The sequence below is a fragment of the Buttiauxella brennerae ATCC 51605 genome (assembly GCF_001654925.1).
GTDB lineage: Bacteria > Pseudomonadota > Gammaproteobacteria > Enterobacterales > Enterobacteriaceae > Buttiauxella > Buttiauxella brennerae.
The window spans coordinates 256,561-269,129 of record NZ_LXER01000040.1 but is presented as its reverse complement, the minus strand read 5'-3'; the positions used below and the strand labels follow the sequence as shown (position 1 = coordinate 269,129).

Here is a 12,569-nt window from a genome sequence, read left to right as displayed (position 1 = left end):
GTGAGCTGATCGACACTTTTGTGATATCACTCAACTTTTGAAGCTGTATGACAAGTTATCTTTCTGCCGTCGCAATACAGTCGTAATGGATTTACTTCAGACGCTGACATCAATAACAGCGCATCACGGTACGGAAACCGGAATTGTCACAGGCAATTTTTTAAATATGGCAAGGTACGGGTCGTACTGGGTAATACCCCCGGATATGAACCCCTTAATAGATCAAACGCTCTGGCAGCAGTGCCGGACGTACGACCGCATGATGTGCGGTTGTTTATAAGACGGGATGAAATTCAAAATGCGAAAGATTCAAGGCTTGCGCTGGTACATGATAGCCCTGGTAACCATGGGTACCATACTGGGTTATCTGACACGTAATACGATTGCGGCTGCTGCACCAACTTTGATGGCAGAGCTGCATATTTCCACTCAGCAGTACTCCTACATTATCGCTGCCTACTCAGCTTGCTACACCATCATGCAGCCTGTTGCAGGTTACGCGCTTGATGTTTTGGGTACCAAAGTGGGCTACGCATTCTTTGCAGTCGCATGGGCAATTTTCTGTGGTGCAACTGCACTGGCAGGGAGCTGGGGTGGCCTGGCAATCGCTCGTGGCGCAGTGGGTGCTGCTGAAGCGGCTATGATTCCAGCTGGCCTGAAAGCCAGTAGCGAATGGTTCCCGGCTAAAGAGCGTTCTATTGCCGTGGGTTACTTCAACGTCGGCTCCTCTATCGGCGGCATGATTGCTCCACCATTAGTGGTCTGGGCGATTGTGATGCACAGCTGGCAGATGGCTTTCATCATCTCCGGTGTGCTGAGCTTTGCATGGGCGATGTGCTGGTTGATTTTCTACAAACACCCACGTGACCAGAAACGTCTTTCTGAAGAAGAACGTGAGTACATCATCGGTGGCCAGGAAGCGCATCACCAGACTAACAACAGCAAAAAAATGAGCGCCTGGAAAATCCTGCAGAACCGCCAGTTCTGGGGTATTGCTCTGCCACGTTTCCTTGCTGAACCAGCCTGGGGTACTTTCAACGCCTGGATCCCATTGTTCATGTTTAAAGTCTACGGCTTTGACCTGAAACACATTGCGATGTTTGCATGGTTGCCAATGCTGTTTGCTGACCTGGGTTGTATCGTTGGCGGCTACCTGCCACCTATGTTCCAGCGCGTATTCGGTGTGAACCTGATTGTTTCTCGTAAACTGGTTGTGACCATGGGTGCGATTCTGATGATTGCTCCAGGTACTATCGGCCTGTTCACCAGCCCGTACGTTGCAATCGCTCTGCTGTGTGTTGGCGGCTTTGCTCACCAGTCACTGTCTGGCGCACTGATCACTCTGTCTTCTGACGTGTTCGGTCGTAACGAAGTGGCAACGGCGAATGGCTTGACCGGTATGGCAGCCTGGACCGCGAGCACCATGTTTGCTCTGGTTGTTGGCGCACTGGCTGATACTTTAGGCTTCAGCCCACTGTTCGCTGCGCTGGCTGTGTTCGATATCCTTGGCGCTATCGTTATCTGGACCGTGCTGCAAAACAAACCCATCAGTGAGATTGACGACTCGCAAAAACCGAAGCAAGCGTTAGCTTAATCGGTGTCTCAATCTGCATAACAAAAGCCGCCGCTCAGGCGGCTTTTGTGTATCTACAATGTGGAGCCGAAGTTTGAAAAGTGGTATAACAAATAAGGTTACCCGCAGGGTCTTTCCCGGAGCTACAGATGGAAGTTATGGAACCACGTCGTCTTTATCAGCAATTAGCCGCTGAACTTAAACAACGCATCGAAAACGGTGTTTATCTGGTCGGGGAAAAACTCCCGGCAGAGCGCTTTATTGCTGAAGAAAAGAACGTGAGCCGCACTGTGGTTCGTGAAGCAATTATCATGCTGGAAGTGGAAGGCTACGTCGAAGTACGCAAAGGCTCCGGCATCCACGTTATTGCGAACCAGGCGAAATACACCAATCTGCCTGATGAACAATTTGAGTTCGCAAGTTTTGGGCCGTTTGAGCTGCTGCAAGCCCGCCAGTTGATTGAAAGTAATATCGCGGAATTTGCGGCCACTCAGGTGACCAAGCAAGATATCGTCAAACTGATGGAAATTCAGGAAATGGCGCGTAACGAGGAAAGTTTCCGTGATTCCGAGTGGGACCTTCATTTCCACACTCAAGTCGCGCTGGCCTCACAAAATAGCGCCCTTGCTGCCATCGTAGAAAAAATGTGGAGCCAACGTATCCACAACCCGTACTGGAAAAAACTTCACGAACATATTGATAAGCGCACCGTAGACAACTGGTGTGAAGATCACGACCAAATCCTTAAGGCGCTGATTCGTAAAGACCCGCATGCAGCAAAAGTGGCAATGTGGCAGCACCTCGAAAACACCAAACAGATGCTGTTTGATGCAACCAGCGATGACTTCGAGTTCAACGCAGACCGCTACTTATTTGCCGATAATCCGGTCATTCATCTCGATACAGCGGCAAACGGTCAAAAATAGTCATTTTCCCGCGCGAGGGTAAGCAAACCAACCAATAGTGTCAGCGTTTGTAAATACCCTCGCCAGCCCCTCTGCGACTCATCAAAATCAATCCTCAACAAAGCACAAATACTGTGACGCATTAGACAGAGCTTTGTTACAATTAGATGCAATTTCACAGTCGGTGCTAGCGTTGCTATTCACCTGCCTGGCGCATTCACACGGAGCTGTGGCGCGAACAGGCATCAAGCCGTGGATTGTAGGCGGCAACTACAACAAGGCATATACCCAAAATAATTCGAGTCGCAGGAAAGCCAACGTACATGCAATTTGAAGTATGAGGGGTATAACAAAGCCGCACTCTACCTATCTGACATTGATCAGCGGTCTTAACCGATGTGCCAGGAACACTGAATGGAACTTTTATCACAACTGTTGAACGCTCTGTGGAGCCAGGATTTTGAAACGCTCGCCAATCCAGGAATGATTGGCATGCTTTACTTCGTGTTATTCATGATTCTATTCCTTGAAAACGGTCTGCTGCCGGCAGCCTTCCTGCCGGGCGATAGTCTGTTAGTTTTGGTCGGCGTGCTGATTGCCAAAGGGGCCATGGGTTTCCCGGAAACACTACTGTTACTCACAACAGCCGCAAGCCTCGGTTGTTGGCTCAGTTATATTCAAGGGCGCTGGCTTGGCAACACGCGAATCGTGCAGAACTGGCTTTCGCACCTTCCGGCACATTATCACCAGCGAGCGCACAACCTGTTCCATAAACATGGCTTGTCAGCGTTGTTGATTGGTCGATTTATTGCTTTTGTTCGTACCCTGTTACCAACTATTGCTGGTTTATCTGGTCTGAACAATGCTCGCTTCCAGTTCTTCAACTGGATGAGCGGCCTGTTATGGGTATTAATTCTCACCTCGCTAGGATACCTGCTCGGCAAAACGCCGGTATTCCTGAAATATGAAGATGCATTGATGTCCTGCCTGATGCTACTACCAGTCGTGTTGCTGGTAATTGGCCTGATCGGTTCGTTGATTGTGCTTTGGCGTAAGAAATACGGAAACCGCAGTTAAGAGGGATGACGATGAAAACACACATTTTTCGTGGCCTTAAGGCCACGATGTTAGTTGGCGCGCTTGCGGTGGCAAGCGTCCTTATCTGGTCTGGAATGCAGCGGACTGAGTCCACGCTGGAGATTCGTTCCAGCCAGCAAGGCATCAGCATGCCTGATGGTTTTTATGTCTGGCACCACCTTGATGCCAACGGTATTCGCTTTAAAAGCATTACCCCGGACAACAATTCTTTATTGATAAAATTTGATTCGAGTGCGCAAAGTGAAGCCGCTAAAGCCGTGTTGTATAAAACACTGCCGCATGGCTATGTCATCGCTCAACAAGAAGAAGATGATAGCGCCAGCACCTGGCTTACGCGTGTACTCAACGAAAATATCCGCATCGGTTAACCCTTTCCAGAAATCCTAATTTGTTAATGTGGATTGGGTTTTTACTCAATTTCTGTCTATGCTTGTTTTTACTTAAACGGCTACAAATCATCATATTCATAGAATTTCTGGATTTTGTGTGACCTTAACCTCGCGGCTAAATGCACATTCACAATGGAAGGTTGTAAACATGAATTACCGTACCGTACTGGCTCTTGCCTTGTTATCTTTGACTTCTGTGGCACATGCGAGCTCGCTGTGCAGCGAAAAAGAGCAAGATATTCAACGTGAAATTGGCTATGCGGAGAAGCACCAGAATAAAAACCGTGTCGATGGACTTAACAAAGCATTGAAAGAAGTTCGTGCCAATTGCACCGACAGCAGCCTGCGTGCAGCTCATCAGAAAAAAATTAACGAACAGAAAGCTGAAATCACCGAGCGCAAAGCCGATCTTCAAGAAGCGCGCGATAAAGGCGACGCTGAAAAAATTTCCAAGCGGGAGCAAAAACTGTCTGAAGCTGAACATGAGCTGAAAACGTTGCAGGCCCGTGATTACTAAGACACCCCCTAAAATTTCGTCTTGCGGCTAAAACCTGCAACCCGAAACAGGATGGGCAAGGATTGACCTCAAACACCTGGAGAGAACTATGTCAAAAGATACTACATCAGAACATTTGCGCGCTGAGTTGAAATCCCTGGCAGATACCCTTGAAGAGGTGCTGAGTGCATCGAAGGATAAGTCTCAGACTGAACTTGAAAAACTACGCGGCAAAGCTGAAAAAGCACTGAAAGAAAGCCGTGTTCGCCTGGGCGACACCGGTGACGTTATTGCTAAACAAACCCGTGAAGCCGCGGCAAAAGCCGATGATTATGTCCGTGAGAACCCGTGGACGGGTGTGGGTATTGGGGCGGCGATTGGTGTCGTGCTCGGCGTTCTACTGACACGTCGCTAATTATGCCTGAATCCCATCAACCTCAAGGGCCGGGCAAAAGCGTCCTCGGCATTGGTCAGCGCCTCGTCACCATCATCGTTGGGATGGTGGAAACGCGTTTGCGCCTTGCCGTAGTGGAACTGGAAGAGGAGAAGGCACACCTCGTTCAACTGCTACTGATGCTTGGCTTAACCATGCTGTTTGCTGCGTTCGGGTTAATGAGTCTGGTGGTGCTGGTGTTCTGGGCGGTTGAACCGCAATATCGCCTGAACGCTATGATCGCAACGACCGTCGTCTTACTGGGACTGGCTTTAATCGGTGGTATCTGGACTCTGCGGAAGTCTCGCCAGTCCACACTGCTGCGCCATACCCGCCGTGAGCTCGAAAACGACCGTGCACTGCTGGAAGATGACTAGCCATGAGCAAACGTGAGCTTGATAAGCGCAAAGCATTTCTACTCAGCCAAATTCAGCAACAACGGCTGGATGTCAGTGCAACCCGGCGTGACTGGCTGGAAGCAACAGGTGCGTATGACCGCGGCTGGAACACGTTACTGAGCTTACGCAGCTATGCGTTAATCGCCAGCAGCGTGATGGCAGTGTGGACCGTGCGCCACCCCAGCTTCCTGATGCGCTGGGCAAGGCGTGGGTTTGGTGCCTGGAGCGCCTGGCGCCTTATCCGCAACACGGTACAGCAGCAATCGCATTAATTCTTAACGCCGCCTAATCCAGGCGGCGTTGTTATTTCTGCTATTGCTCAAGTAATTTGAAAAACATCGACAGTTTTCCTTGCTAACAATCACGTAACGTCCCGTCTATTATCCTCTCCATCAACCGCAAGCAACGGTAACTACCGGAAATTGCAAAGACAAACATCCCTGGGCTGATAGCACCCAATAGAAATTCGCTGGAGAGTAAAATGAAAAAATTAGATGATGCTGGTGTACTGTTAGCTCGTGTTTTGATGCCGATCCTGTTCATCGTTGCAGGCTGGGGCAAAATTAATGGTTATGCCGGTACTCAACAATACATGGAAGCGATGGGCGTTCCGGGGTTCTTGTTGCCTCTGACCATTCTGCTTGAGTTTGGTGGCGGCCTGGCGATTCTGTTCGGTTTCTTTACTCGTACCACAGCGATTATCACTGCGGTGTTCACGATTCTGACTGCGTTCTTGTTCCACGGTGATTTCAGCCAGGGCATGAACTCAACCATGTTTATGAAAAACTTCACCATCGCAGGTGGTTACCTGTTGCTGGCTATCTTCGGACCAGGTGCATACAGCATCGACCGCATCCTGAAGAAAAACTGGTAAGGCTCTATACTTAGTTTTGCTAAAAGCGAAGGTTAATCCCTTCGCTTTTTTGTTTTTAAAGACCACAGAGGAATCAACATGGGACAGCTAATCGACGGCGTCTGGCACGATGTCTGGTATGACACCAAATCGACCGGTGGCAACTTCAAACGTTCAGAGTCAGCATTTCGTAACTGGCTGACTGCTGATGGCGAACCGGGTCCAACGGGCAAAGGTGGCTTTGCCGCCGAGAAAGATCGCTATCATCTTTATGTCTCCCTCGCCTGCCCTTGGGCGCACCGCGCACTCATCATGCGTGCGTTAAAAGGCCTTGAGTCCTTAATTTCCGTTTCCGTGGTTCACCCACTTATGCTGCAAGATGGCTGGACGTTTGGTGATGACTTCCCAAATGCGACTGGCGATGGCTTATACCAGCACGAATATCTCTACCAGCTCTATTTGCAAGCCGATCCGGATTACACCGGGCGCGTCACCGTGCCTGTGTTGTGGGACAAAAAAACGCAGACCATCGTCAGTAACGAGTCGGCCGAAATCATTCGTATGCTCAATACCGCGTTTGATGCGCAAGGTGCGCGGGCGGGCGACTATTACCCGACACCGCTGCGCAGCAAGATTGATGAGCTCAATGGTTGGATTTACGACTCCATCAACAACGGCGTGTATAAAGCAGGTTTTGCCACCTCTCAGGAAGCCTACGATGATGCGGTGACGAAAGTCTTTGAGTCGCTGGCTCGCGTTGAGCAAATCCTTGGCCAGCATCGCTACTTAACCGGCGATCAACTGACCGAAGCTGATATTCGCCTGTGGACGACACTGGTGCGCTTCGACCCGGTCTACGTCACCCACTTCAAATGCGACAAACACCGCATTAGCGATTACCTGAATCTGTACGGGTTCCTGCGCGATATCTACCAAATGCCAGGCATTGCCGAAACCGTCGATTTCGCCCATATCCGCAACCACTACTATCGCAGCCACAAAACCATTAACCCTACCGGAATTATCTCTGTCGGCCCGGCTCAGGATTTAAACGAACCGCATGGACGAGAAGAACGGTTTAACAAAGGTTGATTAAATTCACTGAGGCTATGATTTACGTGAAATCCATTCGCAGCTATTCTTGAAATAGATCAAGAGATTGATGACTACTTAAGGCAGGCTACATATGGATTGGTATTTCAAAGTTTTAAGAAATTACGTTGGATTTAGTGGCCGTGCACGCCGCAAAGAATACTGGATGTTCATTCTTGTGAACCTGGTGCTGACCGGGGTGCTGAGTATTCTGGACAAGATGCTGGGCCTGCGGATTGCGGGAGATGAAGGGGCGCTTACCACCATTTACGGTGTATTCATCTTCCTGCCTTACTGGGCGGTACAGTTCCGCCGCTTGCACGACACAGATCGTTCAGCCTGGTGGCTGTTATTGTTGCTCATTCCGATTGTAGGCTGGCTAATCATTCTGGCATTTAACTGCCAGAACGGTACGCCTGGCCCGAATAAATTTGGTATTGATCCGAAAGCGATGGATGCCCGTTTAGTCAGCGAGTAATGCTTTGTCCCTCACCCTCTCCCTAAGGGAGAGGGAATTGTCCGGTTTTCTCCCTCTCCTGGGGGAGAGGGCTGGGTGAGGGCATAGCAACTACTTCAAATATTTCGGGATCTCACGCAAACACCAGGCTTTCGCCTCGCCCATGCTATCGCGCCGCCAGGCCATAATAATATCAATTTCATTGGTATATTCAGGGCTGACCACGCGCAGTCGCCCTTCAGCAATATCCTGCTCCACCAACGGGTAAGGCATCGTCGCAACACCCAACCCCGCCAATAGCGCCTGGCGTTTATCTTCCATGCTGCTCACTGTAAGGCGCGGCTGTTTATCCAGCAATTGCACGGTTAACACCGGGCGTTCACGCGCGGTATCGGCGACGGCAATCCCGCGATACTTCACGCGCGTCACTTCTGAAAGTGGCTCTGGTTCATTGTGAATCGGGTGATCTGGCGCGGCAACGTAAACGCTCATCACCTTATAAAGCTTGCGCGAGTTAATCTCTGAAGACGAACGGAAATGCATATCCGGCGCAATCACGATATCTGCCCGCCCCTGCTCTAAACGCTCCCACGAACCGGCCAACACTTCGGTAATAATCGACAGCTGCGTGTCTGCTTTATCCGCAAGTTTTTCCACCAGCGGATACAGTTTCGCCGTGGGCACCAGCGCCTCAGTGACGATAGTCAGATGCGTTTCCCAGCCGCGTGCCAGCGCTTCAGCATCGGTCGTGAGTTTTTCAGCCGCTTCGAGCAAAACTCGCCCGCGCTCGAGTAACATCCGCCCAACATTAGTAAATTTTGTACGATGTCCTGAACGGTCAAACAGCACGACATCCAGTTCTTCTTCAAGCTTCTGCATGGTGTAACTCAGTGCCGACGGCACTCGCCCCAGCTCATCAGCGGCGGCGGCGAAACTCCCACGTCGGTCAATTGCGTCCATGACCCGCAATGCTTCCAGCGTCAATGCTCTCTCTTTTGCCATCTCGTTCTCATTCAGGAAATTTGAACATACCAAGCAGATTAACTAGCTAACAATGCTTCGTCCAGAGCTTTACCATGAGTGGAGTGTAAAAAGAGGTCAATTAATTATGATTACGCCAAGAACTGCCAAACAATGCGGGAAAGCGGACTACGGATGGCTGCAGGCTCGCTATACGTTCTCTTTCGGTCACTATTTCGACCCGAAATTGCTGGGCTATGCTTCGTTGCGCGTTCTCAACCAGGAAGTGTTAGCGCCAGGCGCGTCATTCCAGCCGCGTACATATCCGAAGGTCGACATTCTGAATTTGATTCTGGAAGGTGAAGCGGAATACCGCGACAGTGAAGGTAACCATGTTCAGGCAAAAGCCGGTGAAGCGCTGCTGCTGTCCACGCAGCCGGGGCTCAGTTACAGCGAGCACAACCTCAGCAAAGATAACTCGCTGACACGCATGCAACTGTGGCTGGATGCCTGCCCGGAACGTGAAAACTCACTGGTACAGAAAATCATGCTTACCGACCAGCCACAGCAATTACTGGCATCACCCGATGGCAGTAAAGAGAGCCTGCAACTGCGCCAACAAGTATGGATCCATCAAATTGAACTGGAGAAAGGCCAGCAATTGAGTTTCCAGTTACATGGCCCACGTGCTTATTTGCAGTCCATTCACGGCACGGTTCACGCCGTGACCTCGGCTGAGGAAAAAGAAGGGCTTACCTGTGGCGACGGCGCATTTATCCGTGACGAAGCTAACATTACGCTGGTTGCTGATACACCCTTGCGCGCATTGCTGATAGATTTACCGGTCTGACCAGTGCAGATTGCGTAATACAGGAGTGATGTGTGAGTAAGAAATCAACAGCGAAACGACACGATAAAAAAACCGTTCCTGCGGCCGTTGCAACCACTGTTGTGGCAACGTCCCTTGAAACTGAACTGAGTTACGATGAAATGCTGACCGAGCTGGAAGCGATTGTCAGCGAAGCTGGTGTGCGCCTGGCCGAAGAAGAAGCCACTCTCTGACACTCCGCCGTGGATTAAATGAATCGCTTTTAGATGTTCGACTTCCCGCAGCCATTCGGACCAAAAACCACGTTCGGCCTTCCCAGATCGATGAAGAGTTTGCGCACCGAGCGGTAGTTGTCGATGAAGATGGATTTGATCATGTCGGTGTGGAGTCCGGCTGAGATTGGGTGTCGATTATAGTAATTGTTTGCCCTCACCCCAACCCTCTCCCCCAGGGAGAGAGTTGTATAAAACAAAACGCCCCGCACAATTTACACTGTGCGGGGCGTTCCTGAATGGTTGAAGCTGACCGATAAGCCGGGTTCTGTCGTGGACAGTCATTCATCTAGGCCAGCAATCGCTCACTGGCTCAAGCAGCCTACCCGGGTTCAGTACGGGCCGTACCTTGTGAACCCCTATTTGGCCTTGCTCCGGGTGGAGTTTACCGTGCCACGGACTGTTACCAGCCGCGCGGTGCGCTCTTACCGCACCCTTTCACCCTTACCTGATCCCACTTGCGTGGGCCATCGGCGGTTTGCTCTCTGTTGCACTGGTCGTGGGTTACCCCCCCAGGCGTTACCTGGCACCCTGCCCTATGGAGCCCGGACTTTCCTCCCCTCCGCCTGTCTCCTTCCGAAGAAGGACGACGACGAAGCGGCGACTGTCTGGTCAGCTTCGGCGCGAAGTATAGAGGGTTTCACCGCCGCTGTCACCTCTACCTGCAACTCGAATTATTTAGGGTATATTCAGAGTTTATTAATGAGTGATGTTCATACCCATCGCCACCGTCGCCGCAACATTACGCGAGGCACGGTAAATATTGTCGAATGCATTTTTTAACGCTTCTTCGAGCGTACCAATACTGGTCAGCACGCTGAACACCGCGTCGATGCCATATTGGTGGACGACTGCCACATCTGTCGTCAATGACCCTGCAATTCCAATCACCGGTTTACGGTACTTCTTCGCCACAGCCGCCACACCTACTGGCACTTTGCCACGAATACTCTGGCTGTCCATGCGCCCTTCACCGGTCACCACCAGTGAGCAATCATGGATATGTTCTTCAAGGTGCAGCGCTTCCGTCACAATTTCTACACCACTACGTAATTCCGCGCCAAGAAACGCCATTAATGCTGCACCCATGCCACCTGCGGCACCCGCACCGGGCGCATTTTTCACATCGACGTGTAACTCTTTTTTAATCACATCGGCAAAATGAGCCAGGTTAGCATCGAGTTCAACAATCATCGCTTCGTCGGCACCTTTTTGTGGCCCGAAAATACGCGATGCGCCGTTGTCGCCAATTAATGGGTTGGTCACATCACAGGCCACATTAATCACGCAATCTGCCAGACGGCTATCCAGACCTGAAACATCAATGCTATTCAGGCTCATTAAACTGCCGCCGCCATGGCTAATGTCTTTGCCCACAGCGTCGCACAGTCTCGCACCAAGCGCCTGAACCATGCCCGCGCCACCGTCGTTCGTTGCACTGCCACCAATGCCGATAATAATGTTGCGCGCACCGTTATCCAGAGCACGTAAAATCAGCTCTCCGGTACCATGCGAAGTGGTGATCAGAGGGTTACGATCCTCGACTGGCACCAGTGAAAGCCCACTGGCTTCGGCCATTTCGATAAACGCAGTTTTACCATCGCCGGACATTCCCCAGTACGCCGTCACTGGCTCGCCCAGCGGGCCGGTCACTGTTGTGGTGATTTTCTTGCCCTGCGTGGCACTGATCATGGCATCGACCGTACCTTCCCCGCCATCTGCAACCGGGACCGATATATATTCCGCATCAGGAAATATTTCGCGAAATCCTTTTTCAATGGCCTGCGCCACATCAACCGCTGAGAGGCTTTCTTTATAAGAGTCGGGTGCGATTACGATTTTCATAATGTGTCCATGCCAAAAAAGTGCCGAGAAAATCGGGCATCCGGGGATGCCCATCTCTTTTATTTGCTGACTTCTACTTTCGCCAGTTTTTCGTAGTAGCACGCGATTGCACTGTGGTCGTCATTACCGTGGCCATCTGCGCGCAGCGCTTGCATCATCTCCATCACCGCAGCCGTCAGCGGCAATTGCGCGCCGACACCGTGTGACGTATCCAGCGCGTTCGCCAGATCCTTAATGTGCAGATCAATACGGAAACCAGGCTTGAAGTTGCGATCCAGGACCATCGGCGCTTTCGCTTCCAGAACGGTGCTGCCCGCAAGGCCGCCACGAATCGCCTGGAAGACTAATTCCGGGTTCACGCCCGCTTTCGTTGCCAGCACCAGCGCTTCGGACATCGCAGCAATGTTCAGCGCCACAATCACCTGATTTGCCAGTTTGGTCACGTTACCCGCACCGATATCACCGGTATGGACCACAGAACCCGCCATCGCTTTCAGCAGGTCGTAATACTTGTCGAAAATCGCTTTATCACCGCCAACCATGACAGACAGCGTGCCTTCGATAGCTTTTGGCTCGCCACCACTCACTGGCGCATCCAGCATATCGATGCCTTTCGCTTTCAGCGCTTCGCTGATTTCACGGCTTGCCAGTGGTGCGATAGAACTCATGTCGATAACGACGGTGCCCGGTTTTGCACCTTCGATAATGCCGTTTTTACCCAGCGCGACTTCTTTAACGTGCGGGGAGTTCGGCAGCATGGTGATGATCACATCACACTGCTCAGCAATTTCTTTTGGCGTCGCTGCAGTTTCTGCACCCGCCGCGATAACTTCAGCAATCACCTCTGCATTACGGTCGGCAACCACCAGGGAATAACCGGCTTTGATGAGGTTTTTACTCATTGGTTTGCCCATGATGCCCAGGCCAATAAACCCAACTTTCAGTGTCATAATTCAGTCTCTCTCTTTA

Annotated in this window: 16 protein-coding genes, 1 other RNA gene and 1 pseudogene; 13 read left to right on the top strand and 5 right to left on the bottom strand. The window is 51.0% G+C overall.

The genetic code is table 11. From position 1 onward, the window contains the following. Positions 1-298 precede the first annotated feature (298 nt). The 11 genes from M975_RS21725 (at position 299) to M975_RS21675 (ending at position 7,715) form a co-directional block, all read left to right on the top strand. Entirely contained in the window at positions 299-1,594 is a 1,296-nt protein-coding gene (locus M975_RS21725; protein WP_064561982.1) for an MFS transporter, read from the top strand. A gap of 128 nt (positions 1,595-1,722) precedes the next feature. Beyond that, complete coding sequence (gene exuR / locus M975_RS21720; RefSeq protein WP_064561932.1) at positions 1,723-2,499, top strand: transcriptional regulator ExuR; 777 nt, start codon at positions 1,723-1,725, stop codon at positions 2,497-2,499. A gap of 393 nt (positions 2,500-2,892) precedes the next feature. Beyond that, positions 2,893-3,555, top strand: a complete 663-nt coding sequence (yqjA, locus tag M975_RS21715; protein ID WP_064561931.1) for a DedA family general envelope maintenance protein YqjA — start codon at positions 2,893-2,895, stop codon at positions 3,553-3,555. A gap of 5 nt (positions 3,556-3,560) precedes the next feature. After that, a complete protein-coding gene (gene mzrA, locus M975_RS21710; protein ID WP_157093421.1) occupies positions 3,561-3,944 on the top strand; it encodes an EnvZ/OmpR regulon moderator MzrA in 384 nt (127 codons plus the stop codon). Between the two features lie 169 nt (positions 3,945-4,113). Further along, positions 4,114-4,482 (top strand): DUF1090 domain-containing protein, encoded by a 369-nt coding sequence (locus M975_RS21705; protein WP_064561929.1) that lies wholly within the window; start codon positions 4,114-4,116, stop codon positions 4,480-4,482. Between the two features lie 88 nt (positions 4,483-4,570). Beyond that, positions 4,571-4,876, top strand: a complete 306-nt coding sequence (locus M975_RS21700; RefSeq protein ID WP_064561928.1) for an ElaB/YgaM/YqjD family protein — start codon at positions 4,571-4,573, stop codon at positions 4,874-4,876. A gap of 2 nt (positions 4,877-4,878) precedes the next feature. Next, complete coding sequence (locus tag M975_RS21695) at positions 4,879-5,271, top strand: phage holin family protein (protein WP_064561927.1); 393 nt, start codon at positions 4,879-4,881, stop codon at positions 5,269-5,271. Positions 5,272-5,273: 2 nt separating this feature from the next. Continuing rightward, positions 5,274-5,564 (top strand): YqjK-like family protein, encoded by a 291-nt coding sequence (locus M975_RS21690; RefSeq protein WP_064561926.1) that lies wholly within the window; start codon positions 5,274-5,276, stop codon positions 5,562-5,564. 209 nt (positions 5,565-5,773) lie between these two features. Beyond that, complete coding sequence (locus tag M975_RS21685) at positions 5,774-6,166, top strand: DoxX family protein (RefSeq protein ID WP_064515925.1); 393 nt, start codon at positions 5,774-5,776, stop codon at positions 6,164-6,166. 78 nt (positions 6,167-6,244) lie between these two features. Continuing rightward, the gene (locus M975_RS21680) at positions 6,245-7,237 is read left to right on the top strand and encodes a glutathione S-transferase family protein (protein ID WP_064561925.1); all 993 of its coding nucleotides are present in this window, start codon (positions 6,245-6,247) and stop codon (positions 7,235-7,237) included. A gap of 94 nt (positions 7,238-7,331) precedes the next feature. Then, a complete protein-coding gene (locus M975_RS21675) occupies positions 7,332-7,715 on the top strand; it encodes a DUF805 domain-containing protein (RefSeq protein WP_064561924.1) in 384 nt (127 codons plus the stop codon). 90 nt (positions 7,716-7,805) lie between these two features. On the opposite strand, the gene M975_RS21670 is transcribed toward M975_RS21675, so the two are convergent. Further along, positions 7,806-8,696, bottom strand: a complete 891-nt coding sequence (locus M975_RS21670; RefSeq protein WP_064561923.1) for a LysR family transcriptional regulator — start codon at positions 8,694-8,696, stop codon at positions 7,806-7,808. Positions 8,697-8,802: 106 nt separating this feature from the next. Here M975_RS21670 and M975_RS21665 point away from each other — a divergent pair, with 106 nt between their 5' ends. Together M975_RS21665 and M975_RS23530 are read left to right on the top strand one after the other, a co-directional pair. After that, positions 8,803-9,504 (top strand): pirin family protein, encoded by a 702-nt coding sequence (locus M975_RS21665; RefSeq protein ID WP_064561922.1) that lies wholly within the window; start codon positions 8,803-8,805, stop codon positions 9,502-9,504. A 32-nt stretch (positions 9,505-9,536) separates the two neighbouring features. Further along, the gene (locus tag M975_RS23530; protein WP_064561921.1) at positions 9,537-9,716 is read left to right on the top strand and encodes a hypothetical protein; all 180 of its coding nucleotides are present in this window, start codon (positions 9,537-9,539) and stop codon (positions 9,714-9,716) included. 12 nt (positions 9,717-9,728) lie between these two features. Here the strand turns inward: M975_RS23530 and M975_RS23465 are convergent. From M975_RS23465 to garR, 4 genes and pseudogenes are all read right to left on the bottom strand, one after another. Beyond that, positions 9,729-9,859, bottom strand: a pseudogene (locus M975_RS23465) (AAA family ATPase); the annotation flags it as partial. A 137-nt stretch (positions 9,860-9,996) separates the two neighbouring features. Then, positions 9,997-10,375: RNase P RNA component class A (rnpB, locus tag M975_RS21655), an RNA gene on the bottom strand. A gap of 79 nt (positions 10,376-10,454) precedes the next feature. Further along, positions 10,455-11,600, bottom strand: coding sequence for a glycerate 2-kinase (gene garK / locus M975_RS21650; RefSeq protein ID WP_064561920.1), 1,146 nt, complete (start codon positions 11,598-11,600; stop codon positions 10,455-10,457). A 59-nt stretch (positions 11,601-11,659) separates the two neighbouring features. Then, positions 11,660-12,550: a 2-hydroxy-3-oxopropionate reductase gene (garR, locus tag M975_RS21645; protein WP_064561919.1), complete on the bottom strand. Its 891-nt coding sequence runs from the start codon at positions 12,548-12,550 to the stop codon at positions 11,660-11,662. Between the last annotated feature and the right edge of the window lie 19 nt (positions 12,551-12,569).

Excerpts from the sequence above, each read along its gene's own strand:
- M975_RS21690 (WP_064561926.1), top strand. The coding sequence starts at position 5,274 with ATGAGCAAACGTGAGCTTGATAAGCGCAAAGCATTTCTACTCAGCCAA.
- M975_RS21675 (WP_064561924.1), top strand. The coding sequence starts at position 7,332 with ATGGATTGGTATTTCAAAGTTTTAAGAAATTACGTTGGATTTAGTGGC.
- M975_RS21725 (WP_064561982.1), top strand. The coding sequence starts at position 299 with ATGCGAAAGATTCAAGGCTTGCGCTGGTACATGATAGCCCTGGTAACC.
- M975_RS21700 (WP_064561928.1), top strand. The coding sequence starts at position 4,571 with ATGTCAAAAGATACTACATCAGAACATTTGCGCGCTGAGTTGAAATCC.
- M975_RS21685 (WP_064515925.1), top strand. The coding sequence starts at position 5,774 with ATGAAAAAATTAGATGATGCTGGTGTACTGTTAGCTCGTGTTTTGATG.
- M975_RS21705 (WP_064561929.1), top strand. The coding sequence starts at position 4,114 with ATGAATTACCGTACCGTACTGGCTCTTGCCTTGTTATCTTTGACTTCT.
- M975_RS21670 (WP_064561923.1), bottom strand. The coding sequence starts at position 8,696 with ATGGCAAAAGAGAGAGCATTGACGCTGGAAGCATTGCGGGTCATGGAC.
- garR (WP_064561919.1), bottom strand. The coding sequence starts at position 12,550 with ATGACACTGAAAGTTGGGTTTATTGGCCTGGGCATCATGGGCAAACCA.
- mzrA (WP_157093421.1), top strand. The coding sequence starts at position 3,561 with ATGACGATGAAAACACACATTTTTCGTGGCCTTAAGGCCACGATGTTA.
- garK (WP_064561920.1), bottom strand. The coding sequence starts at position 11,600 with ATGAAAATCGTAATCGCACCCGACTCTTATAAAGAAAGCCTCTCAGCG.
- exuR (WP_064561932.1), top strand. The coding sequence starts at position 1,723 with ATGGAAGTTATGGAACCACGTCGTCTTTATCAGCAATTAGCCGCTGAA.
- yqjA (WP_064561931.1), top strand. The coding sequence starts at position 2,893 with ATGGAACTTTTATCACAACTGTTGAACGCTCTGTGGAGCCAGGATTTT.
- M975_RS21665 (WP_064561922.1), top strand. The coding sequence starts at position 8,803 with ATGATTACGCCAAGAACTGCCAAACAATGCGGGAAAGCGGACTACGGA.
- M975_RS21680 (WP_064561925.1), top strand. The coding sequence starts at position 6,245 with ATGGGACAGCTAATCGACGGCGTCTGGCACGATGTCTGGTATGACACC.
- M975_RS21695 (WP_064561927.1), top strand. The coding sequence starts at position 4,879 with ATGCCTGAATCCCATCAACCTCAAGGGCCGGGCAAAAGCGTCCTCGGC.